The organism is Edaphosphingomonas laterariae (genome assembly GCF_900188165.1).
GTDB classification, from domain to species: domain Bacteria; phylum Pseudomonadota; class Alphaproteobacteria; order Sphingomonadales; family Sphingomonadaceae; genus Sphingomonas_E; species Sphingomonas_E laterariae.
Window position 1 is genome coordinate 14393 of record NZ_FZOS01000020.1, and the last position, 24209, is coordinate 38601.

At 66.2% G+C, this 24209-nt stretch carries 19 protein-coding genes; 9 read left to right on the plus strand and 10 right to left on the minus strand.

Translation table 11 applies throughout. The features are described from left to right. Positions 1-23: 23 nt before the first annotated feature. A complete protein-coding gene (locus CHB74_RS15355; protein WP_089220520.1) occupies positions 24-521 on the plus strand; it encodes a hypothetical protein in 498 nt (165 codons plus the stop codon). A 198-nt stretch (positions 522-719) separates the two neighbouring features. Then, on the plus strand, positions 720-1493 hold the full coding sequence (gene budC, locus CHB74_RS15360; protein ID WP_089220521.1) for a meso-2,3-butanediol dehydrogenase: 774 nt from the start codon (positions 720-722) through the stop codon (positions 1491-1493). A gap of 31 nt (positions 1494-1524) precedes the next feature. Here budC and CHB74_RS15365 read toward each other — a convergent pair whose 3' ends face one another. The 4 genes from CHB74_RS15365 to CHB74_RS15380 all read right to left on the minus strand — a co-directional run bounded on the left by CHB74_RS15365 (position 1525) and on the right by CHB74_RS15380 (position 7010). Continuing rightward, positions 1525-3792, minus strand: coding sequence for an FdhF/YdeP family oxidoreductase (locus CHB74_RS15365; protein ID WP_089220555.1), 2268 nt, complete (start codon positions 3790-3792; stop codon positions 1525-1527). A gap of 83 nt (positions 3793-3875) precedes the next feature. Beyond that, positions 3876-5570, minus strand: coding sequence for an N-acyl-D-amino-acid deacylase family protein (locus tag CHB74_RS15370; protein ID WP_089220522.1), 1695 nt, complete (start codon positions 5568-5570; stop codon positions 3876-3878). A gap of 93 nt (positions 5571-5663) precedes the next feature. Further along, positions 5664-5945, minus strand: a complete 282-nt coding sequence (locus tag CHB74_RS15375) for a hypothetical protein (protein WP_089220523.1) — start codon at positions 5943-5945, stop codon at positions 5664-5666. Between the two features lie 9 nt (positions 5946-5954). After that, entirely contained in the window at positions 5955-7010 is a 1056-nt protein-coding gene (locus CHB74_RS15380) for a Leu/Phe/Val dehydrogenase (RefSeq protein ID WP_089220524.1), read from the minus strand. 125 nt (positions 7011-7135) lie between these two features. Between CHB74_RS15380 and CHB74_RS15385 the strand changes: the two genes are divergently transcribed. Beyond that, positions 7136-7600 (plus strand): Lrp/AsnC family transcriptional regulator, encoded by a 465-nt coding sequence (locus CHB74_RS15385; RefSeq protein WP_089220556.1) that lies wholly within the window; start codon positions 7136-7138, stop codon positions 7598-7600. 4 nt (positions 7601-7604) lie between these two features. On the opposite strand, the gene CHB74_RS15390 is transcribed toward CHB74_RS15385, so the two are convergent. From CHB74_RS15390 to CHB74_RS15405, 4 genes are all read right to left on the minus strand, one after another. After that, a complete protein-coding gene (locus tag CHB74_RS15390) occupies positions 7605-10814 on the minus strand; it encodes an alpha-L-rhamnosidase (RefSeq protein WP_089220525.1) in 3210 nt (1069 codons plus the stop codon). 153 nt (positions 10815-10967) lie between these two features. Then, the gene (locus CHB74_RS15395) at positions 10968-11741 is read right to left on the minus strand and encodes a DeoR/GlpR family DNA-binding transcription regulator (protein ID WP_089220526.1); all 774 of its coding nucleotides are present in this window, start codon (positions 11739-11741) and stop codon (positions 10968-10970) included. Between the two features lie 60 nt (positions 11742-11801). Continuing rightward, positions 11802-13094, minus strand: a complete 1293-nt coding sequence (gene rhaI / locus CHB74_RS15400; protein ID WP_089220527.1) for an L-rhamnose catabolism isomerase — start codon at positions 13092-13094, stop codon at positions 11802-11804. Positions 13095-13114: 20 nt separating this feature from the next. Further along, the gene (locus CHB74_RS15405; RefSeq protein WP_089220528.1) at positions 13115-15232 is read right to left on the minus strand and encodes a bifunctional rhamnulose-1-phosphate aldolase/short-chain dehydrogenase; all 2118 of its coding nucleotides are present in this window, start codon (positions 15230-15232) and stop codon (positions 13115-13117) included. A gap of 108 nt (positions 15233-15340) precedes the next feature. Between CHB74_RS15405 and CHB74_RS15410 the strand changes: the two genes are divergently transcribed. The 3 genes from CHB74_RS15410 to rhaT are packed head-to-tail and all read left to right on the plus strand — an operon-like array spanning position 15341 to position 18987. Further along, positions 15341-16759, plus strand: coding sequence for an FGGY-family carbohydrate kinase (locus CHB74_RS15410; protein ID WP_089220529.1), 1419 nt, complete (start codon positions 15341-15343; stop codon positions 16757-16759). Then, the gene (lldD, locus tag CHB74_RS15415) at positions 16756-17901 is read left to right on the plus strand and encodes an FMN-dependent L-lactate dehydrogenase LldD (protein WP_089220530.1); all 1146 of its coding nucleotides are present in this window, start codon (positions 16756-16758) and stop codon (positions 17899-17901) included. Before CHB74_RS15410 ends, lldD begins: the two co-directional genes overlap by 4 nt. A gap of 36 nt (positions 17902-17937) precedes the next feature. After that, a complete protein-coding gene (rhaT, locus tag CHB74_RS15420; protein WP_089220531.1) occupies positions 17938-18987 on the plus strand; it encodes an L-rhamnose/proton symporter RhaT in 1050 nt (349 codons plus the stop codon). Positions 18988-19027: 40 nt separating this feature from the next. On the opposite strand, the gene CHB74_RS15425 is transcribed toward rhaT, so the two are convergent. Continuing rightward, positions 19028-20341: a sugar MFS transporter gene (locus tag CHB74_RS15425; protein WP_245842959.1), complete on the minus strand. Its 1314-nt coding sequence runs from the start codon at positions 20339-20341 to the stop codon at positions 19028-19030. A gap of 190 nt (positions 20342-20531) precedes the next feature. Further along, positions 20532-21968 (minus strand): NAD-dependent epimerase/dehydratase family protein, encoded by a 1437-nt coding sequence (locus CHB74_RS15430; protein ID WP_089220532.1) that lies wholly within the window; start codon positions 21966-21968, stop codon positions 20532-20534. Between the two features lie 226 nt (positions 21969-22194). On the opposite strand from CHB74_RS15430, the gene CHB74_RS15435 reads away from it, so the two are divergent. The 3 genes from CHB74_RS15435 to CHB74_RS15445 are packed head-to-tail and all read left to right on the plus strand — an operon-like array spanning position 22195 to position 24183. Next, the gene (locus tag CHB74_RS15435) at positions 22195-23184 is read left to right on the plus strand and encodes an NADP-dependent oxidoreductase (RefSeq protein ID WP_245842960.1); all 990 of its coding nucleotides are present in this window, start codon (positions 22195-22197) and stop codon (positions 23182-23184) included. Then, entirely contained in the window at positions 23181-23531 is a 351-nt protein-coding gene (locus CHB74_RS15440; RefSeq protein ID WP_245842961.1) for a hypothetical protein, read from the plus strand. Before CHB74_RS15435 ends, CHB74_RS15440 begins: the two co-directional genes overlap by 4 nt. Then, complete coding sequence (locus CHB74_RS15445; protein WP_089220533.1) at positions 23524-24183, plus strand: Dabb family protein; 660 nt, start codon at positions 23524-23526, stop codon at positions 24181-24183. The genes CHB74_RS15440 and CHB74_RS15445 overlap by 8 nt, the downstream gene beginning before the upstream one ends. The last annotated feature ends 26 nt before the right edge of the window (positions 24184-24209 follow it).

The following is a 24209-nucleotide window of genomic DNA, read 5'->3' on the forward strand; positions in this document are numbered from 1 at the left end:
ACTTATATAGGAAGGATGCTTTTATGAAGAAGTTTATCTTTTCCGCGATGAGCGCCATTGCCCTGATGGGCGTCAGCGCAAACGCAAACGCGGCGACCTATTCGCCGACGGGCACCTGGACCATTTCGGGCAGTGTCACCGCCTCGCTCGGTTCGCTCGGAACCTACCCCTGCCCTATCAGCATCAACGCTACGACCACGTCGAGCTCGATGAAGATCAATTCGATCACGATGGGCGGCTTCTGCTCGGTCGCGACGCTGCACAACGCCCCTTATACCGCCAGCTATAGCGGCACCGCCACCTCTGGCACGCTGAACATCCCCAACGTCCGGGCCACCGGCCCCCTCGGCATTGATTGCTCGGGCCCGCTGAACGGGGCTTGGTTGGAAACCGGGACGACTTCGACGGTGACATTCACCGGCGCTACGCTTACCGGCGCAGCCGGCAGCCCCGGCAATTGCACCTTCTCCGGTACGCTGACCGCAACCGCGACCGGCGGGACGCCGAACATCAATCCGTAACACCCACTATCGCACTATCTGGCTGCCCGGATATTCTGCATCCGGGCAGCTTTTTGCGTTCAGGGTACAGCCCATGCGGATCGCATTGTCCGCATCTATCGCAGAACAGCCATGAAAATCGGTGTGGCCGCAAAGGGTGGATGACAGCCGCTTCGCGCCATGCCCCCATGCCGCAACGAACATGGCATGGAGAGGCAGATGCGGTTTCAGGACAAGGTGGTGATCGTCACGGGGGCCGCGGCCGGCATCGGCGCCGGCATCGCCCGGCGTTTCTTCGATGAAGGCGCGCGCGTGGTGCTGGCCGGGCGCACGCTATCGACGCTGGAGGAACGCGCCGCCGCGCTGGGCGATTCCGCCCGCACCCGCACCTGCGTTGCCGATGTGAGCCGTCCCGCCGATATCGAGGCGCTGATCGCTTATACGGTCGAACAATTTGGTCGCATCGACGTGCTGGTCAACAATGCCGGATCGGGCATGCTGGGCCGCGTCACCACCGTCGATCCCGCCATCTGGCATCAGGTGATCGCCACCGATCTCGATTCCATCTTCTACGGCTGCCGCTTCGCCATTCCCCACCTGGTCAGGACCGGCGGTTCGATCGTCAACATCTCGTCCATCTGCGGCGTCGGCGGCGATTATGGCTTCCACGCCTATAATGCGGCGAAGGCGGGCGTGATCAACCTCTCCCGTTCGATCGCGCTCGACCATGCGAAGGATGGCATTCGCGTCAATTGCGTCAGCCCCGGCCTGATCGTGACGCCGGCCACCAGCCAAAGCTCACCCGAAGCGCTGGCGAAATGGCATCAGGCGATCCCGATGCGCCGCCCCGGCCAGGTGGAGGAAGTAAGCGGCCTTGTCGCCTTCCTCGCCTCGCCCGATGCGTCCTACATCACCGGCCAGAACTTCATCGTCGATGGCGGCATGACCGCGCATACCGGGCAGGCCAATTTGCTGGAAATCTACGGAATCTGATGCGCCTTGCGTTCGCGTGGCCGCGCCCGCTTCAGGCCGCGACCACGCGAACCGGGATGGATTTGGCCGCCGGCGTGCCGCTGATCCGGTCATGATGGGCGAGCGGCAATAGCGGGTTGAGTTCAGGATAATAGCCCGCCACCGCGCCCTGCGGCATCGGATAATCGAGCACGGTCAGCCCGTCGACGCGGCGGACCACGCCATCGCCGCTGATCGTTTCCAGCGCCACCCGCGCGCGCGGCTCCAGCCCCCGCGCGGCCCGATCATCCGCATTCATGAAGACCACCATGCGATCGTTCTGCACGCCGCGATAGCGGTCGTTATAGCTGTAGATGGTGGTGTTGAACTGGTCGTGCGAACGCACCGTCGCCAACCGCAGCATCGCGCCATCGGCCACCGGATCGTTCACCTCCAGCCCCGGCAGCGGCAGGAAGTTCGCCTTGCCGCTGGCGGTAAGCCACACCCGGCGGCGCGGCGCGACATCGAGATGAAAGCCGTCGGGCGCCTGAATGCGCGTCGAAAAATCGGCATAAATCTGCGGATAAACGTCGGCGATGCGATCGCGAATGGCATCATAATCGTCGATATAATCGCGCCACGGCACGCGGCTTTCGGGCAGCGCGGCGATCGCCATCCGGCAGACGATCTCCACCTCGGGCAGCAGATCCGGCGCCGCCGGATCGAGCACGCCGCGCGATGCGGTGACGTTCGACATCGCATCCTCGATCGTGACGAACTGTTCGCCCCGCGCCGTCTCGATCCGTTCCGAACGCGCGACGACGGGCAGGATCAGCGCGTCGCGGCCATGGACGAGGTGCCCGCGATTGAGCTTGGTCGCGATCCCCACCGTCAGCGCCAGCTTGCGCATCGCGGCATAGGCCCGATCGGTATCCGGCACCGCGCGGACGAAATTGCCGCCCAGCCCGATGAAGACCTTGGCTGCGCCGCTTTCCATCGCCTCCATCGCGGCGACGGTGTGATGGCCGTGTTCGCGCGGCGGATCAAAGCCGAAAACTTCGCGCACGCGATCGAGATAGGCTTCACTCGGCCGCTCGTCGATGCCCACGGTGCGATCGCCCTGCACGTTGGAATGGCCGCGAATGGGGGCGATGCCCGCGCCGGGCTTGCCGAAATTGCCGCGCAGCAAAAGCAGGTGCGCCACCTGCTGCACCAGCCGCGATCCCTGCTGATGCTGGGTCAGCCCCATGCCGTAGCAGATGATCGTCGCGCGCGACCGGATATAGATTTCGGCGCAGCGGCGGATCTGCGCTTCGGCCAGCCCGGACACGCGAACGATATCCGCCCAGTCCTGCGCCATCACATCGTCGCGCAGCGCATCGAGGCCGAGCGTGTGGGTATCGAGGAAATCCCGATCGAGCACCGCTTCGCCCCGTGCCTCGCGCTCGAACATCACCTTCATGATGCCCTTCAGGAACGCCAGATCGCCACCGATGCGGATATGGACGAACTCGCTCGCGATCGGTGTCGACCCCAGGGTCGCCATCTGAACGGCATCCTGCGGCTCGGTGAAGCGGATCAGCGCGCGTTCGGGCATGGGGTTGACCGCGACAATCGGCACGCCCCTTTTGCGCGCCTCGACCAGATTGGTCATCATCCGGGGCGAATTGGTGCCGGGATTCTGGCCGATGATGAAGATCGCCTCGGCATGTTCGAAATCGTCGAGCACCACCGTGCCCTTGCCGGCGCCGATCACCGGCGGCAGGCCCCGGCTGGTCGGTTCGTGGCACATGTTCGAACAATCGGGGAAATTGTTGGTGCCGAACTCGCGGACGAAGATCGCGTAGAGGAACGCCGCCTCGTTGGGCGTTCGGCCGGATGTGTAGAATTCGGCCTCATGCGGGCTATCCAGCGCGCGCAGATGATCGCCGATCATCGCAAAGGCCGTGTCCCAGTCGCACGGCACATAATGGTCGGTCGCCGCGTCATAGCGCATCGGCTCGGTCAGCCGGCCCTGCATCTCCAGCCAATAGTCCGACTGCGCCATCAGGTCGGTCACGCTGTGCTGCGCAAAAAACTCCCGCGTGACGCGGAACTTGGTCGCCTCGTGCGCCAGCGCCTTGGCGCCATTCTCGCAAAATTCCAGCCGCTTCTTGCAGGTCGCGTCGGGAAAGGCGCAGCTCGGACATTTGAAACCGCCGGGCTGGTTCATCGCCAGCAGCGCGCGCGATCCCTTCGATACGACGCTCTGTTCCATCAACACCCGCGCGGTCGCCGCCGCCGCGCCCCAGCCGCCGGCGGGGCGTTCATAGGTGGTATAGCGTGGTTGCCTGTCGGTCATCGTCGCTGCGGCCCGCATGGATCTTGTCGGCCGCAGTTAAGCACGTCGCGGCGCCGGGCGCCACGATTACCCCCTCCGGCCGATCACCCCGGACAGCGGCCAAAGCCCGGCCCGCGGACGAAGCGGCCCGGCATCGCCCCGGTATGTTCGCCATCCTTCAGCACCTGCACGCCGTTGACGAACACATCGCGCATGCCGGTCGCATAGACCTGCGGCTTGGCGAAACTCGCCTTGTCCGCGATCGTCGCGGGATCGAAGATGACGACATCGGCGAAATTGCCGGCCTTGAGCATCCCGCGATCGGCGATCTTCAGATTGGCGGCGGGCAGCGAAGTCAGGCGGCGGACCGCCTCGGCCAGATCGAGCCGCTTTTCGTCGCGCACATATTTGCCGAGCAGCCGGGCGAAATTGCCATAAGTGCGCGGATGCGTGCTCGATTGCAGGAACACGCCCTCCGGCGCCTGCGACGAACCATCCGAACCAAAGCTCATCCACGGCAACGCGGTCGCCTTGACGACATTGGCCTCATCCATCAGGAAATAGACGGTGCCGACGCGGCTGCCATCCTCCACCACAAGGTCCATCGCGGTTTCTTCCGGGCTCTTGCCACGCATCGCCGCCACTTCGGCCAGCGTCTTGCCGGTCAGCGGCTTGAGCGCGGGATTCTTGAAGCCGACGAGCAGCATCCCCTTCGCCCCGGCACCGAGGTAGAAATTCTCCCACCCGTCGCCCGGCGCCGCCATTTCGGCCGCCACCTTGGCGCGCGCGGCGGGATCCTTCAGCCGGCCGATCCATTGTTCCAGCCCGCCGGCCTGCACCCAGGTCGGCATGGCGGCATCAAGCCCGGTCGCCCCCGCCGGATAGGTGTACATGTCGGCGGTGATGCGCAGCCCTTCGGCCCGCGCCGCCTCGATCCGCGCGATCGCCGCGTCATATTTCCCCCAATTGGCGCGGCCCGCCATCTTGAGGTGGTAGATTTCGGCCGGCGCGCCTGACTGGCGGGCAATCTCGATCAGTTCGTCGATCGCCTCGATCAGCCGATCACCCTCGGACCGCATGTGCGAGATATACATGCCGCCGCATTGCGCCGCCGCGCGGGTGATCGCGATCAACTCGGGCGTTTCGGCATAGGTGCCGGGCGCATAGATCAGCGAACTGCCGACCCCCATCGCCCCCTCGTTCATCGCGCGCGAGACGAGCGCCTTCATCCGATCGAGCTGCGCGGGCGTGGGATCGACATCGCCTTCGCCCAGTTCGTGCACGCGGACGGTTTCGGCGCCGACGAAGCTCGCCACGTTGGTCGAAACACCCTTCGTCTCCAGCATCTGGAGATATTCGCCAAGCGTCGTCCAGCTGATCGGATAGCGGATATCGCCCTGCCGCTGGAGCGCATCAGCCTTCATCGCGGGATTGAGCGGGCCCATCGAACTGCCCTCGCCCATCACCTCCAGCGTCACGCCCTGGCGGATGTCGCTCTGGCTGCGGCCATCGGCGATCAGAGATTCCGTGGCCCAGCTCAGCATGTTGATGAAGCCGGGTGCCACCGCCAGCCCGCGCGCGTCCAGCTCCGTCCAGCCCTTGCCGTCCACCTTGCCGACGGCGACCAGCCGATCGCCCTTGATCGCGAGATCGCCCACCCGGCCCGGCGCGCCGCTGCCGTCGTAAAGCGTGCCGTTGCGGATGACGACGTCATAGGCCTGCGCGTGCGCGGCGGCAGACCAGCCCGCCGTCGCCAGCGAGGCCGCGATGAACGCCGCAACATATCTGGTTCCGCCCATCGCCCTGCCCGCCTTTTGCCCTGCGCCTTCGATCAGGACGGAAGCATGGCAGCTAAACGCGCTGTCGCCAAGGCGATGGACCTGCTGGACTTTTCAGGCGTCGCACGGCGCCACGGATCGAACATCGACCGCCCGGACCGCCAGCAGATTGCCGATCCTGGCCGCGATGATCCGGGCGCGATCGGGGTCCAGCCACGCCGTTTCCAGCGTCACCCGCAAGCCATCCCCCACCATCCGCTGATGCAGCATGGAAATCAGCTGGTCCTGCTGCGCGAAATAGCCGAGCAGGCGGGCCAGCACCTGCGGGCAGGCATCGGTCGCGATCTCGAACCGGCAGATATTGGCTGCGTCCACGATGCTGCGATCCCCGGACATGCCGACCGTTCAGGCGGCGAGCGCGTCGGCGCGATCGCCCCGGATGCGCGATTGCGCAACCAGATCGGCGGCTTCGTCCGGCGTCAGCCCGCGCTGGTCGGCAAGATCGAGGATCTCGCCCAGCCGCGCGCCGATCTGATCGACGCGCTGGCGGACCTCGCCTTCATCCCAGCCCAGATATTCCGCCGCCACGTTGATGATGCCGCCGGCATTGACCAGATAATCGGGCGCATAAAGGATGCCGCGATCGGCCAGATGCCTGCCCTGCAATTCGCCGAACAACTGGTTGTTCGCCGCGCCGCAGACAACCGTCGCACGCAGATTGCGGACCACGCCGAAATCCAGCACGCCGCCCAGCGCACAGGGCGCGAACACGTCCATCCGCGCCTCGGCCAGCGCGCTGGACGTCATCACCTGCGCGCCGAATTGCGCCGCGGCACGCGCCGCGACATGGCTGCGCGGTTCCGCGACGACCAGCTTCGCACCGGCCTGATGCAGATGTTCGCACAAGGCAAAGCCGACGTGGCCAAGCCCCTGCACGCCAACGGTGAGGCCCGCGAGCGTGGTGCCCAGCCGCCGCGCGACCGCCACCTCCATCGCGCGGAACACGCCCAGCGCCGTCCATGGCGAAGGATCGCCACCCGGCCGCCCCGGCTGCGCGGCGATCCCGGCGACATGGCGGGTGTGGCGCGCGACCTCGGTCATGTCGGCAACGCTCGTGCCCGCGTCCTCGGCGGTCACATAACGGCCGCCCAGCCTTTCGACCGCGCGGCCGAACGCCGCAAACAGGGCCACCCGATCGAACGGGCCGGCGGGCTCGCGGATCACCGCCTTGCCGCCACCGAACGGCAGCCCCGCCAGCGCGTTCTTATAGGTCATGCCGCGCGCCAGCCGCAGCGCATCGGCGGTGGCATCCTCCTGCGATGGATAGCGCCACAGCCGGCACCCGCCCGCCGCCGCACCCAGCCGCGTCGAATCCAGCACGATCACGCCCCGAAGCCCCGTTTCCGGGTCATCCAGCGTGACGATCTCCTCGGGCGGCAGCGGTTGGTGGGCGGACGTCATGGTGCAGGTCTCCAAAATCGGTCGCGAGGTGATAGGCCCGCGGACCGAAATTTTCTGACCTGATTTCGGCATGAATCGGCTACATGTGGAATTATTATCCCGATATCCGTAATTATGGGGCCAATATGACCGACGCCCTCGATCCATGGGAACGCAAGATCCTGGCGCTCCTCCAGCAGGATGCCGATCTGTCGACCGCCGCCGTCGCCGAAGCGGTGGGTCTTTCAAGCTCGCCCTGCTGGCGCCGGATCGATCGGCTGGAGCGCGAAGGCTATATCAAGAGCCGCGTCGCGCTGGTGGATCGCAAGAAAGTCGGCCTCAACGCGCAGATCTTCGCGCAGGTGAAGCTCAACGCCCATGGCCGCGCCAATCTCGACGAATTCACCAGCGCCATTCGCGACTTTCCCGAAGTGCTCGAATGCTATGTGCTGATGGGCTCGGTGGATTTCATGCTGAAGGTCGTGGCGGCCGACATCGAGGCCTATGAACGCTTCTTTTTCGAGAAGTTGTCGCGGCTTTCGGGCGTTCAGGAAATCAACTCGACGGTAGCGCTGTCGGAGATCAAGCACACGACCGCGCTACCGTTATAAGCCGCTAGACCGCGATGGAGAAACTGTGCCGGCCGGCGCCGATTTCCACTTCGGTGCCATCCCCCGCCTGCCGGACGGATCGGGTGCTCGCTTTCGCCAGCGGCCGCCCGTCCATCGCGATCCGGCCGGGCTTTGCGGGCAGGCTGACGACACCCGCCACATTGGGCGGCAAGGCCACGTCCAGCACCAGCATGTTCGCCTGATAGCGCCAGTCGGTGCGGATCAGCCCCGCCGGCGATCGATAGTCCGCGCCGCCATATTGCAGGCGACGATCGAAGATCGGGGCGATCCGCACGCGGCGGAAACCCGGCTCCATCGCCGCGATGCCTGCGATCCGCCGGAACAGGAAATCGCCGATCGCGCCAAAGGCATAATGATTGCGGCTGTTCATCCCGGTATCGCCGGCATCGCTGTTCCACCGTTCCCACATGGTGGTCGCGCCCTTTTCCACCATATAGCCCCAGGATGGATAGTTGCGCTGCATCAACAGCGTGATCGCCATCTGCGCCTGCCCTGCCCCGGCCAGCGCGTCGAGGATATGGGGCGTGCCCAGAAAGCCGGTGGACAGGGTATTGCCCCGGCGTTCGATATCGGCGGCAAGCCGGCGCCCGGCTTCGGCGCGGGCGGCTTGCGGCAGCAGCCCGAAATGGAGCGCCAGCACATAGCCCGTCTGGCTGCCATTGCCGACCGTGCCATCGGCCGCGACAAAAGCCCGGTTGAACGCGGTGCGGATGGCATCGAACAGCGCGCGATACCGCGCCGCATCATCCGCCCGTCCGGCCGCTTCGGTCATCGCCGCCATCATCTGCGCGTCCCCCGCCCAATAGGCCGTGGCGATCAGATCCTTGGGCGTCGTCGCGTCCTGCGGGTTCTTGGCGTCCACCGACAGCCAGTCGCCATAATCCGCGCCGCGCGATTTCACCCACAGATGATCCGGGTTGGCGCGCTGGATCCAGCCGAGATAGCGGTCCATCGCCTCCCAATTCTCGTCGATGATCGCCGTGTCGCCATATTGGCGCCAGGCGGTGTAGGGCAGGATCACGCCCGCATCCGCCCATCCCGGCGACGACAGGTTGAAGGCGGAGGTGAAGGGCGGGATCACATCGGGGAAGGCCCCGTTCTTGCCCTGCGCCGCGCGCATGTCGCGCATCACCCGCGCGGTATAGGCTTCGACGTCCATATTATAGGCCGCCGCCGGCCAGAACACCTGCGCGTCCCCCATCCAGCCCAGCCGTTCGTCGCGCTGCGGGCAATCGGTGGGCAGACCGAAGAAGTTGGACCGCTGGCTCCACATCGCATTCTGCCAGAATTTCTGGATCACCGGATCGCCGACCCGCAACGTGCCGGACAAGGGCAGATCGGTATGCGCGACGATCGCCTGCACCATATCCGCCGTCGGCGCCTGCGCCAGCCCGCGCAGTTCGACATAGCGGAAGCCATGATAGGTGAAACGCGGTTCCCACAGCTCCTCGCCTTGCCCCTTGGCGATATAGATGTCGCGGGCGGACGCGGTGCGCAGATTGGCCTGATCGACACTGCCGTCGGCGTTCACGATCTCGGCAAAGCGCATCTCGATCCGCGTGCCGGCCGCCGCGCGCAACTTCAGGCGCAGCCAGCCGGCGAAATTCTGCCCGAAATCGACGACATGCACGCCCGGGCGCAGCGTGCGGATATCGCGCGGCGCCAGCGTCTGCGTCGCGCGCACGGGTGGGCACAATTCGGGTTCGGGCGCGAACGCCGGCGCATCGACAAGCTCCGCCGGTCGCCAGTTCGCGCCGCGATATCCGGCATTGGCCCAGCCCGGCTGTTCGAGCCGCGCGTCATATACCTCGCCATCATAGATTTCAGACGAAAGGATCGGCGAGGCGCCGATGCTCCACCCATCGCCCGTCGCGATGGTTTCGGTCGATCCATCCTCGAATGTCAGTTCCAGTTGCGCCTGCACCCGGCATGGCGCCGGGCCGAAGCTGAAACGCGGCCCGTTGCTATATTCGCTGCCATACCAGCCATCGCCTACCCACAGGCCGATCGCGTTTTCGCCCGGCCGCAGCAGCGCGGTCACGTCATGGGCCTGATACAAAGCGCGTTCGGCGGGGTTGGTGAATTGCGGCGCCATATGCCCGTCACCAACGCGACGGCCGTTGATCCACGCCTCGTAAACGCCGAGCGCCGTGGCATAGAGCCGCGCCGATCGGATCGGGCGCGTCGTGCTGAAATCCCGCCGCAGGAGCACGGCAGGATAATCCGGCCATGGTTCGCCCACGGGTTTCCGCGCCACCGGTGCCGCCGCCGCCCATGCGCCGTCATCGAAATCGCGTTGTTGCCAACCCGCCGGTGCGTCCATCGCGCATTTCCAACCCGCCGCGCTGGTGATGCGGCGCCCCTGCGCGCCACCCAGCCGGATGATCGAGGCGAACATGGCCGCCGGCATGCCCAGCCCGCTCTCCCGCTTCACGCTCAGCGCCAGCACATTGCGCCCGCGCGCCAGTGGCAGCGCATAGGTAGCCATCGTCGTCCAGGCGACCGGATCATCCTGCTCGGCCACCAGCGGCTTGCCGTTCAGCCAAAGACTTTCCGGCACCGCCGCGCTCAGCAGCAATTGGGATGCCGAACCGCCATCGCCGTCGATCCCGTCGCCGTCGATCACCGTACGGAAATGGCAGACCTGCCCCACCTTCTGCAGCGTCGGCGCGCCGATCCAGTGGAGCCCGGCCAGCCGATCAAGCCGCGCGACATCGGTTTCGCACGCCAGCCATTTGGCCGACCAGTCGGATGGCGCGGCAAGCCCCGTCTCCCAGAATTCCGCCGCGCTCGCGACCGGCGGCGCGCCGGCGGCGGCGCGCAGTTCGACACGCCACCAATAGCGGGTTCGCGGCGCGGGCTTCGGCCCGTCATAAGCAATGTCGAAGCTGCGATCGGAAACGACCTCGCCACTATCCCAGACCAGATTGCGCGCGGCGAGCAGATCGGCCTCGGACCGCGCGACGGTGACGCGATAGGCATGCTGCTTCAGCCCGGCATCGCCGCCGGCAAGCTTCCACGAAAAGCGCGGCGGCTGGTTGCCCGTCGCCATCGGCTGTGCGAGCGCGCACAGGCGAAGATCGACGACCGCGAACGGCATCGCAGCTTTTTCCTGCGCGGCCAGTGCGGGATGGCCGATGCTGCCCGCCGCTGCGAACCCCATGCCCAGCACCGATCGACGATCAATATCCATGCGATCACCTCTCCCCTCGGCCCGTCTCTCGCGAACCCGGCATCAATAGAACGACATCGTTCTATATCTTCGCGAAGGCGGGGGAAAGGGCCGATCGGCCGTCAGTGCAATTTTGGTGGGATGGCAGGGCGGCGCCGGAGAGGCGCTATGGCGTCAGGCGATGATGACGCGCACGCCTTCCGCTTCCAGCAGGGCGCGCGTCCCATCCGGCAGCCCGTCGTCGGTGATCAGGACGTCCAGTTCGTCGAGCCCGCACACGACATTGCCCGATGACGACCCGAACTTGCTGCTGTCGACCAGCAGGATCACCTGTTCCGCCCGTTCGATCAGCCGGCGTTCCGCCGCCACCAGCACCACATCCGCCTGCATCACCCCCTGCGGCCCCACGGATGCCGCCCCCATGAACAATTTGGGCGCGTGGAAGCGCGGCATCAGATCGTCACCGGCGGGGGCGAGGATGATATTCTGTTCGGGGAAAACCGAACCGCCCGGCACCGTCAATCGCGTGCCGGGCTGGCCGAGCAGCGCGCTCACGATGTGCAGCGAATTGGTCAGCACCTGCAATTCCAGCCCGGAAATATGCGGGCACATCTGCAAGGTCGTCGATCCGCCGTCGATCATCACGGCTTCGCCCGCCACGCACAGGGCCGCCGCCGCCCGGCCGATCGCCTCCTTCTGCGCGCGGTTCAGGTGGATATTCTCGTGAAAGGGCACGCCGGCCAGCGCCGCGGCCGGCGCGCTTTCCCCGGTCGGCAGCGAAACGCCGCCGTGCACGCGCGCGACGCGACCCTGGCCCGCCAGCCGTTCCAGATCGCGGCGCAACGTGGCCGGCGACGCATCCAGCTGCCGTTCCAGATCGCGAAAGGCGACGAAGCCCTTCTGTTCCAGCAGCGATATGATGGCCTTCTCGCGCTCGGCGGCGTGCATCCTGCGTTCCTCGTGCAAACTGTCCGCCGCTATTCCAAGAAGATCCGGGCGGCGCAAGGATCAGACGATGCCGGCGCCCAGCCCCACCTTCGTCCGCTCCTGCGCCTTGCGGTCGCGCCAGCCGCTCGCGCGGTAGGCCGCGATCGCGTCGATCGCCCCGCCCGCTTCGGCCCGCGCCTTGGCCAGGATCGGCGTCACATCGGTGCGATAGGCCTGCCGCAGCGTCTGGAACGCCATCATGGTGTCATTGCGTTCCTGCGCCAGATGCAGCGCAGCGCGATCGACCAGCAAGGCCTTGGCATAAGCGGCCACGATCGATTCCGCCGATGCGATCATGCTCTCGATCGGATCGGTCACATTGTGCGACTGATCGATCATGTAGGCCGGCGCGAAATCGCCGGGATTATTGCGCTCCGCCTCAATCAGTTCGTTGAACACCAGGAACAACTGGTGCGGATTGATCGATCCGCTGTCCAGATCGTCATCGCCATATTTGCTGTCGTTGAAGTGGAAGCCGCCCAGCTTGCCGAAGCGATGGAGCCGCGCCACGATCTGTTCGATATTGACGTTGGGCGCATGGTGGCCAAGATCGACAAGGCATTTCGCCTTGGGGCCAAGCTCCTGCGCCGCCAGGATCGACGATCCCCAGTCCGAAATCACCGTCGAATAAAAGGCCGGTTCGAACAGCTTATGTTCGATCAGCATCCGCCAGTCGTCCGGCAGCGCGCGGTAGATCTGGCTCGCGGAATCCAGATAGCGATCGAATGACCGGGTGAGATCCTGCTGGCCCGGAAAATTGGTGCCGTCACCGATCCAGACGGTCAGATCGCGCGCGCCGAGCTGGCGGCCGATCTCGATGCATTCGATATTATGGTCGATCGCCTGCTGGCGCACCGCCACATCATTGGCCGTCAGCGATCCGGCGGCATAGCTGTGCGGCTGCCCCGGCTGATCCTGGAAGGTGTTGGAATTGACCGCGTCGAAGCCGAGGCCAAGGCTTTCAGCCTCCTCACGCAGCGCCGCATAGTCGCTCACCTTATCCCATGGAAAATGCGGCGACACGCGCGGCGTCGCCCGGCTCAACTGGTTGACGACGGCGCAATCCGCCAGCTTCTCATGAATATTGGTCGGCTCACCCGCGATCGGGAATTTGGCGAACCGCGTGCCGCCGCGCCCCGCCCCCCAGCTCGGGATCGCCACCGAAAAGCCGGCCACCCCGTCCCTGATCGCTTTGATCGCGATGCCGCGCCGGGCGAGTTGCCGGCCAAGGCTGGCATAATCGTCGTCCAGCGCGTCGGCCTGGGCGGCGTTCAGTTCCTCGATCTGGTCCTGCGAAAGCGGCAGTTCCGTCATCCTGTCCTCTCCTGCGCGGTTCAGCGCGTGAACGCCTGGGCGTTGCCGGCATCCACATTGATGATGTTCGCGGTCGATTTGGCCGATGCGTCGGACGCGAAGAACAGCACCGCCTCGGCAATGTCCTCGGGCAGCACGTTCAGCTTCAGCATCGATCGGTTGCGGTAGAAATCCTCCAGTTCCTCGCCGGGATCGATGCCATAGGCGCCGGCCCGTTCCTTGCGCCAATCGCCATCCCAGATCCGCGAGCCACGGATCACCGCATCGGGATTGACGATGTTGACGCGAATGCCGTCCGACGCGCCTTCCAGCGCCAGGCAGCGCGCCAGATGCACCGCCGCCGCCTTGGCCGAGGCATAGGCTGCGGCATTGGGCGTCGCCGCCAGCGCATTTTTCGATCCGATGAAGATGATCGATCCGCCCTTCTGCGCCCGCATCAGCGGGAAGGCCGCCCGCGCGGCGAGGAAATAGCCTTCGACCAGCACGTCGTAATTCTTGCGCCACAAAGCGACGCTGGTCTCCTCGATCGGTGCGGACGAAGCCAGCCCGGCATTGCAGACAAGAATGTCGACGCCGCCAAATTCCACCGATGCGGCCTCGAACGCGGCGGCGACCTGGGTCTCGTCGGTCACGTCGCAGACGGCCGAGCGGATCAGATCACGCCCGAACGCAGCGACCATGCCGGCTGCGGCGCCGTCCAGCGCCTCGGCATCGCGATCGGTCAGCAGCACGCAGGCACCGTCGGCCGCCAGCCGCCGCGCGGTCGCAAGGCCGATGCCGCCCGCCGCCCCGGTGACGAGCGCGACCTTGCCGACCAGCGGTTTCGGCCTGGGCATGCGCTGGAGCTTCGCTTCCTCCAGCGCCCAATATTCGATGTTGAACGCTTCCTGCTCGGCCAGGCCGACATAGCCGCCAATCGCCTCCGCCCCGCGCATCACATTGATGGCGTTGGCGTAGAATTCGCCGGCCAGCCGCGCGGTCGTCTTGTCCGCCGCGAAGGTGATCCGGCCGATGCCGGGAATAAGCACGACGACGGGATTGGGATCGCGCATCGCGGGGTCGGCCGGCCCGGCGCAGCGTTCATAATAAGCGCGATATCCGTCGCGATAGGCGTCCAGCCGCTCCCCCAGATAGGCCCTGTCGTCGATCCGTTCGGGATCGAGCGTCAGGGGCGCGATCTTCGTGCGCAGGAAGTGATCGGGGCACGACGTGCCGATTGCCGCCAGCCGTTCGAAATCCGCTGATCCGGTGAATTCCAGCGTTTCGGCGTCGTCCGAAAAATGGCCGATCTTGCCGCGCGCGCCCGTCATCAGGCCGCGCAGGGCCGGCATCAGCCGCGCGGCCGCCGCCCGCCGGTCCGCCGGTGCAAGCGCCGCCGCCTTACGCCCGCCAAAGGCCGGCCGATCGCCCAGCCGATCGTTGAGATAGCGGGCCGCATCGCCGATCAGGTCGATCGTGTTGCGATAGCAGGCCTCCGCACTGTCGCCCCAGCAGATGATGCCATGGCCCGCCAGCATCACGCCGCGCAGGCCGGGGTTCGCCGCAACATGATCGCGCAGCCGCAACCCCAGGTCGAAGCCCGGCCGCTGCCACGGCAGCCAACCGATCGCCCCACCCCAGATCGCGCGCGTCGCCGCCTCGCCACCAGCCGATGCCGCCAGCGCGATGATCGCGTCGGGATGGACATGATCGACATGGGTGAAGGGCAGATAGCCGTGCAGCGGCGTATCGATCGAAGCCGCCCGTGCGTTCAAGTTGAAGGTGCAATGGGGGAGATAGGCGACCATCTCGTCCTCATGCGCGATGCCGCGATACAGCGCCTCCAGCCCCAGCAACTTGTCCAGATACAGGGTCGAAAAGCCGTCCAGCTTCATCGATCCGATGTCGCCGCCCGATCCCTTGACCCACAGCACATCGACATCGCCGCCCGTCAGCGGATCGCGCCCGGCAATCTTGGCCGAGGTATTGCCGCCGCCGAAATTGGTCACCGTCAGGTCCGAACCCAGCAGGTTCGATCGATAGAGCAGCAGTTCTTCCGGCGATCTGCCCGCCGCCTCGGCCGCCGACCAGCGATTTTCCGGCACGGCGAACTTCAAAGCCGGCACGGCCCTGCTCGCATCGGTAGCGGTAAGCATCATAACCTCGTCAACTGAACCCCATTCTCGCATCCAGAGCTAACAAAGCCCTTGGCAAGTTTCAATCATATTCGCTAAATATCGATCATCAACGCGCAGCAAGGATCGGACGTGACGGGCCTGACGATCGTTCTGGATATCGGCAAGACATTGGCCAAGCTGACGCTTTGGACGGCGGACGGCCAGCTTGTCGCGCGCCGCTCGCGCCCCAATACGCGGGCCGATGCGGGCGACTATGCGGCGCTCGATTGCGCGGGGATCGAAGGCTGGCTTGCCGAAACGCTGCGCGAATTCGCCAATATGGGGCGCATCGACGCGATCATCCCGGTCGGCCATGGCGCCGCCGCCGCCATCGTCCGCGATGGCGATCTGGCCTGCCCGGTCTTTGATTATGAAACGCCGATCGCGCCGATGCTGCAGCGCGCCTATGCCCGTGATCGCGACGATTTTGGCGTCACCGGCTCCCCGCTGCTGCCCGACGGCCTCAACCTCGGCGCACAGCTTCACGCACTCGAACAATTCCATCCCGGCCTGTTCGCTGGCGACGCGGCGATCCTGCTATGGCCGCAATATTGGGCCTGGCGTCTTTCTGGCGTCATGGCGTCGGAAGCCACCAGCCTCGGCTGCCATAGCGATCTGTGGGAGCCGGTGAACGGCCGCCCGTCCACCATGGCGCGGCGGCGCGGATGGGCCGATCGCCTGCCGCCCGTGCGCCATGCGGGCGACGCGCTCGGCACGCTCAACCGCGAATGGAGCGAGCGGACGGGGCTGCCGGAAAATGTGCGCGTCCATTGCGGGCTGCACGATTCCAACGCCGCGTTGCTCGCCGCGCGCGGCTTCCCCGAAATAGCCGATCATGATGCCACCATCCTTTCCACCGGCACCTGGTTCGTCGCGATGCGATCGCCCTCCCCCGCCATGGCGGCCGACCTCCCCCCTTTGCCCGAAGCGCGCGACTGCCTCGTCAATGTCGATGTCGCCGGGCGGCCCGTGCCTTCGGCGCGCTTCATGGGCGGGCGCGAGATCGAGACGCTGACTGGCATCGACACCCGCCGCATCGATATCGTTCCCGATCAGCCCCTGCTGGTCGCCGCCGTCCCCAAGGTGCTTGCCAACGGGGCGATGGTGCTGCCCACCTTCGCGGCCGGGTTCGGGCCCTTCGCCGAAGCGCGCGGCCGGTGGATCGCGATGCCGGCGGACGCGGCCGAACGGCGGGCGGCCGTCTGCCTCTATGCCGCGCTCGTCGCCAGCACCTCGCTCGATCTGATCGGATCGCGCGGCGCGATCCTGATCGAAGGGCGCTTTGCCGAGGCGGAGGTGTTCGTGCGCGCGCTGGCATCGCTGCGGCCACAGGATGCGATATACACCGCCAACGCGCATAATGACGTCTCTTTCGGCGCGTTGCGGCTGATCCATCCCACCTTGCAACCCGCGTCCACGCTGGCCCGCGTCGCCCCGCTCGATGATGATCTGCGCGCCTATCGCGACAGCTGGCAGCGCGAAATCGCGCGCGCCGGAGGCTCGTTGTGAAGGCCGCATCCTGCCTCGATTATCGCGAACTGGCCCGGCGCCGCCTGCCCCGCTTCCTGTTCGAATATATCGATGGCGGCAGCTATGCCGAGGTGACGTTGCGGCGCAATGTCGCCGATCTGGAAGCGATCGCGCTGCGCCAGCGTGTCTTGCGCGATGTCTCGTCGATCGATCTGTCTGCCGAATTGTTCGGCCAGCGGCACGCTTTGCCGATCGGGCTCGGGCCGATCGGGCTGGCCGGGATGAACGCCCGGCGGGGCGAAGTGCAGGCCGCGCGTGCCGCGCATTCCGCCGGCATCCCCTTCTGCCTGTCCACGGTTTCGGCCTGCCCGCTGGGCGAGGTCGCCGGCGCATCGCCATCGCCGATCTGGTTCCAGCTCTACATGATCCGCGACCGCGCGTTCATGCGTGATCTATTGGCTCAGGCGCGCTCGGCGGGCTGCACCGCGCTGGTCTTCACCGTCGACATGCCCGTGCCCGGCAGCCGCTATCGCGACTATCGCTCGGGCCTTGCCGGCGCACCCGGCCTTGGCGGCGCGCTCCGCCGCTTCGGGCAGGCGCTGGGCCGCCCGCGCTGGGCATGGGATGTCGGCATATGCGGCCGCCCCCACGCGCTCGGCAATGTCGCGCCGGTGCTCGGCAAGAATAGCGGGCTCGAGGATTTCTTCGCGTGGATGCGCAACAATTTCGATCCCAGCGTCACCTGGAAGGATCTCGATTTCATCCGCTCCGAATGGGCGGGGCCGCTGATCATCAAGGGCGTGCTCGACGCCGATGATGCCAGGGCCGCTGCCGATCTCGGCGCGGACGGCATCGTCGTTTCCAACCATGGCGGGCGCCAGCTCGATGGCGTGCCATCGACGGCGCGGGCGCTGCCGCCGATCGCCGACGCGGTTGGCGGGCGGATCAGCATCCTGGCCGATGGCGGCGTCCGTTCGGGTCTGGATGTCGCACGGATGCTGGCGCTCGGTGCCGATATGGCGCTGCTCGGCCGGGCCTGGGCTTATGCGCTCGCTGGCGGCGGCCAGGCGGGCGTCGCCCATGTCATCCAGTTGATGGAAGCCGAATTGCGCGTCGCGATGGCGCTTACCGGCGCACGCAATCTCGCGGAACTGGGACGCGACAGCCTGGTCGCGGAATAAGACGCGGCGACAACGCCGCCAAAGGGGGGAGAAGGAATGAACGGCAACCCACTGCTCGGCGTGGTCTTCCATTGGCTCGGCGGCCTTTCGTCCGCCAGTTTCTACGTGCCCTACAAGCGCATCCGGGGCTGGTCGTGGGAGATCTTCTGGATCACCGGCGGCGTCTTTTCCTGGCTGATCGCGCCCTGGGTGATGGCCTCGATCCAGACGCACGACCTGCTCGGCGTATTGGCCCGCGCGCCTGCCGACACCCTGTTCTGGTGCTGGTTCTGGGGCGCGATGTGGGGCTTTGGCGGGCTCACCTTCGGGCTCACCATGCGCTATCTGGGCCTGTCGCTCGGCATGGCGGTGGCGCTGGGGCTGACGACGATCATCGGCACGATGGGGCCGCCGATCTTCCGTGGCACGCTGGGCACGCTGGCGGCGACGACCAGCGGCCAGATGACGCTCGTCGGCATCGCCATCACGCTTGCCGGCATCATCGTCGTCGCCCGCGCCGGCCACGACAAGGAACGCGAACTGGGCGCCAGCACCGCCGATAGCGAATTCAACCTGAAGAAGGGCATCGCCATCGCGATCTTCTCCGGCGTGATGTCGGGCTGCTTCGCCTGGGGGCTCGATGCCGGCGCGCCGATCCGCGAAGCGACAATCGCGGCCGGCACCCATGTCCTGTGGCAGGGGCTGCCGGTGCTCTGCGTCGTGCTTGCCGGCGGGCTCACCACCAACCTCATCTGGTGCGCCATCCTGATCGCGCGCAACCGCAGCCTGGGCGAACTGGCCGGCCGCAGCGCATCGGAAACGCGCCCGCCGCTGGCCGCGAACTATGGCTTCGCCGCGCTGGGCGGCACGCTGTGGTATTTCCAGTTCTTCTTCTACACGATGGGCGAAAGCCAGATGGGCCGTTACGGCTTTTCATCCTGGACGCTGCACATGGCATCGATCATCCTGTTTTCGACATTGTGGGGGTTCAGCCTGAAGGAATGGGCCGGCACCTCGCGCCGGGTGCGGGGCAAGGTGTGGACCGGCATCGGCCTGCTCGTCGGATCGACACTGGTGATCGGCGCGGGCAATTATCTGGCCGGCTAGCTGACGGGCCGGTTGGCCGCCAGGCTGGCACTGGCGCGGATCAGTTCGCGCCAGCGCCAGCCGCATCCTTAGCCCGGGCGGCGTAGAGTCCGTAGAAGGCGACCCAGAGATAGCAGAGGACGGGAACGGCGAGCGCCACGGCAAGGCCCTGGGCATCGGCGACGACGCCTGTGACCAGCGGCACCAGCGCGCCGCCGACGATGCCGAGGCAGAGCAAGGCCGACCCGCCCGGCGTATCATCGCCCAGCCCGCGCAGGCCGAGCGTGAAGATCGTCGGGAACATGATCGAATTGGCGAGGCCGATGGCGAGCACGGCGGCGGCCGAGGCCAGCCCCCATGAGAAAGCGGAGGCGCCTGCGAGCAGCACGGCGGCGGCGGCATGGACGGCGAGCACGAGGCCCGGCCGCCAGCGCGCCAGGGTCCACGCGCCGACGAACCGGCCGATCATCGCCCCGCCCCAATAGAGGCTGACCAGTTGCCCGGCCTGCAGCGCGGTGGCGCCGAACACCGATGGCTCCATGAGATAATTGGCGAGCAGGCTGCCGATCGACACCTCCGCGCCGACATAAGCGAAGATGGCGACGACGCCGAGCATGAGCTGCGGACGGCGGAGCAAGGCGAGGCCCGGCCGATCGCCCCGCGCGACCGGCGCTACGCGGCCCAGCATGTCGCGGCGCAACCAGAAGACGAGCATCAGCAGGCCGAGGACGACGGCGATGCCGATGAAGGGCAAGGCGACGGCTTCCGCCTCGACGATGCGTTGCGCGGTGAGCGCCGCGGGCGACATGGCGGCGGCGTCCACCTCCACCAGATCGTCGCTGAGGATGAGCCGCGCGCCGATGATCGGGCCGATCGTGGTGCCGAGCGAATTGAACGCCTGCGCGAGTGTGAGCCGCGACGAGGAACTGGCCGCCGGCCCGGCAATGGCGATCACCGCATTGGCGGCGACCTGCAGCGTGGTGACGCCGCTGGCCATGACGAACAGCGCGAGCAGGAAGCCCGGAAACACGCCGAAGCGCGTGGCCGGGATGAACAGCAGGCAGCCCGCCGCCATGATGCCCAGCCCGGCGATGATGCCGCGCATATAGCCGAAGCGCCGGACGATCATGCCAGCCGGCAGCGAAAAGACGAGATAGCCGATGAAGAAGGCGAACTGCGTCAGCATCACTTCCGCATAGCCAAGCGTGAACAACGATTTCAGCTTGGGCACGAGGATATCGATGAGGACGGTGGCAAAGCCCCAGATGAAGAACAGGCTGAGGCACAGCCGGAACAGCGCCCGATCCGCCCCCGGCCCGGCCGCGCCACCCACCGGCGCTTCGATGCCCGCATTCATGCCCGTTCCACCGACCATCTGCTTCCCCCTTTGCGGCGGTTGGATCCGATTGCACCGGATCAACCGCTCCATGCTTTTGTTATGCCGCGATTTCCGAGTCAGCGGATGGCCCCATCTGCTTCGAAATCGCTCCATGCTTTTGTTTTACCGCGATTTCCGAGTCAGCAGATGGACCCATCTGCTTCGAAATCGCTCTAACGACCGCGCGTCAGACGCCGGACGGCACCAGCGTTTGCGCGAAATAGGGATTGACCCGTGCGGCATCGGCATAGCCGTCGGGTTCGACCTGACAGGTCGGACACCAATGGCCGCCGCGCAGCATGAGATTGGGCGTCATGGCGAAGCGATGGCCGTCGGCGCACTGCCAGTCGACCGGCCGGAACGGCCCTTCGATCGCATCCGACAGGCAGGCACCGCCCCGGAACTTCGCCGCCTGCTTCATGTCGGCGATCGTCCAGTCTTCGGCCGCGCGCGTTTCATCATAGCCATGATCCATCAGCGTCGGTTCGCGCGATGGCTGGGCCAGCGCGTAATTGCCCCAGCCTTCGGGGATTTGCGCCCAATGATCGCGCGTATCGAAATAGGCCGAAATGTGCGCGTGATCGTCATTGGCGAACCAGTGCAGCGATCCGCCCGGCGCTTCGGCGAGCTTGCGGATGCGCTTGCCAATCGCGCCGGGAAAGGTGCCGCCAAGCGCCTTGACGATCCACGGGATCGCGCGGCCCAGTTCGTCGATGAAGCCGTCGAGCGTCTGGCTGCGATAGGGGACCAGCGCCTCCAGATGATCGGAATCGCTATACCATTGGCCGTGGAAATTGCGGGTGGCGAACCAGTTGGGGTTGAGCACCTTGCGATGATCGCGAATGCCCATCGCCGTGAAGGTCTTGACCATGAATTCGTGGTTGATGACGCGCGAGGCCTGCCCGCCGCCCATATTGTAGAAGCCCCGCCAGAGCGTATCGGGCACGCCAGCTTCGCACAGATTGGCCATCAGCCGCCCCGAATCCCGCGCGGTGGACCATTCGAACACGCCGTTGATCGGATTGTGGAACATGATCGGATCGAAGATCCGCCACATCGCGGTGTGGGCCATGCCGGTCTGCCGCACCGACACCCAGTGCCGCAGCCCCGATTCAGCGACGATCGCCTCGGCCTTCGTCTTGCTGATCGCATAATGATCGAAGCGGCTGATCTTGATCGGATCGCCGGTGCGGCCCCAATGGATCGGCGGCATCCGGCAGCCGGTTTGCGCGACCGTGCCGATATAGACGAGGCGCACCTGATCGGGATCGGGCTGCGCCTTGATCGCGCGGACGATATTTTCCGCGCCGCCGACATTCACCCGCATGGTAAGTTCGGGCACGCGATCCGCCATCGGCGATACCATGCCGCCGACATGCAGCACCTGCGCGGCACCGCTGACGCCGGCCAGCACATCGTCATAATTGGTGAGATCGCCGAAGATCACGTCGACATCGGGATCGCGGAGCCATTGCTTCACGGCCGGGCGATCGCGCTCGGAGGGGAGGACGAGGATGCGCACGCGGAAGCGATCCCGCCGATCGAGCAGTTCGCGCATGGTTTCGCCACCCATGTTGCCGGTGGCCCCCGTCAGGAAGACGAGTGGTCGCGTGTCGTGATTCATGCCCGTCAATTTCCCCTCGATGCGCGGCCGCGCGCCATATTTTTACGGCTTCGTAAATTTGATTTGCGTCGCCCGCAAGCATGTTCCGCAAGGCGGCAAACCCTTACGCCAACGGGCCTACCCCCCGATTGGACGGTGACGTCGATGGCGACATGCGGGAACCCCATTGCACAATGCGAAACATTGTTAGTAATGACTCACTTGTGAATCCAGAGGAGAGTAGCGGATGCGGGCGATGGTGCTGGACCAGTTTGGCGGTCCCGAAGTCTTGCACATGGCCGAAATCGAGCGGCCGGCGGCCCAGCCGGGCGGCGTTGTCGTCCAGGTCGCTTATGCCAGCGTCAATCCGGCCGACTGGAAGGCCCGCGAAGGCTGGCTGGCGCAATATTTCAACTATCAGTTCCCCTTCGTCGTCGGTTTCGACGCCGCCGGCATCGTTGCCGAGGTGGGTGAAGGCGTGACCGGGGTGAAGGTGGGCGACCGCGTCGTCACCGCATCCAACCAGGGCCGGGGCGAGCGCGGTTCCTATGCCGAATATGTCGCGTCCGACGTGGAACGCGTCGTCAAGCTGCCCGACGGGGTGGCACTGCGCGAGGCCGCGACGCTGCCGACCGCCGGCATGACGGCATGGGAAGCCGTGACCAACGTGGCCAATGTGAAGGCGGGGCAGAAGGTGCTGGTGAATGGCGGCGCCGGCGGTACCGGCAGCTTCGCCATCCAGCTTGCCAAGATGGCGGGCGCGGAAGTGGCGGCCACCTGCGGCCCGCACAATGTGGATTATGTCCGCAGCCTGGGCGCGGATCTTGCCATCGATTACCGCAAGGGCGGCGTGGCCGATGCCGTGCGCGCCTGGGCGCCCGACGGCGTGGACGCGGTGATCGACACGGTCGGCCAGGGCAGCCTGCTCGATTCGATCGAAATGGTGAAGCGCGGCGGCGTGGTGACGCCGATCACCACGCTGATCGCCGACGAAACCATGCCCGATGCCGCGCGCGCGGCGGAACTGGGCGTGCGGATCGAGATCGCATCGTCCACCTTCCCCAACCAGCCGGCGCAGCTGCGCGGCTTGGTCGACGCGCTGGGCGCGGGCCGCATCCGCGTGCCGGAAATCACCGAACTGCCGCTCGATCAGGCGGGCGAGGCGCATATACGCGTCGCCGCCGGCCATGTCCGCGGCAAGATCGTGCTTCATGTCAGCGACGAGGTGGGCCAGTGAGCGCCGAAACGATCTGGACCGTCGATGACGTCCGCACCAAGCCGGGCCAGGGCCAGGCTTTCCTGAAGGCCTATCGCGAACATTATGTGCCGGGCGCCGAGGCACGCGGCATGCGGCTCGTCCACGCCAAGGTGGAACCCGCCATGTGGCTGGACGACGAACCCAACCGGCTGCTGCTGGTGTGGGCGCTGGATCATGTCGGCACGGTGTGGGGCGCCAAGCATGTCGCGCGCATGACGCCCGACGTGGACCATTTCTGGAATGACATCGCGCCGCCGCTGATCGAGGCGCGCACCCGATCGGTGATGGCCGAGGCGGACCAGCTGGAGGCGCTCGCCAATGTATAATCTGCTTTTCGTCATCGGCTTCGCTGAAGGCGCCGACACCGCCGCGCGCGATGCGTTCACCGCCAAGCTCAGTGCCTTTGGCGGCACCGCGCAGGTGCGCAACGCGACGATCCAGCCGACGCTGCCCGGCGTCTATAATGGCGGCGATCTGATCTGCCGTTTCGTGTTCGACGACGACGCCGCGCTAACCGCCGCCACGACCGGCGCAGACTGGGCCGCGATCGAAGCCGGACTGGCGGACAAGGCACTCGTCGCCAGCCTTGAACGCGTCGAATATGAAGGCGGGCTGGCCGGCGGATCATCCGACGGGACCAAGCTCTATCGCGTCGCCTTGTTCTGCGCGAACGTGAGCCCGACCGAGGAGCGGCTGGCCGCGTTCGGCCGGCAGACCGCGTCGATGCCGCGCTACATCAAGGCCATTCGCCGCTGGCAGGTTTCCAGCACCGTCAAGGCCAGCGGGCTCAACCCGTGGACCCATGTGTGGGAGCAGGAATATGACGGCATCGAGGGGCTGAACGGCCCCTACATGATGCACCCCGCGCACTGGGCGCATGTCGAACGCTGGTTCGACACCGAATATCCCGATTACCTCGTCGATCGCGTGCTGGTGCACACCTTCTGCGCCATCGACGCGCCCGTCATCATCGCCTGACATAACGAACATCCGGGAGAGATTAT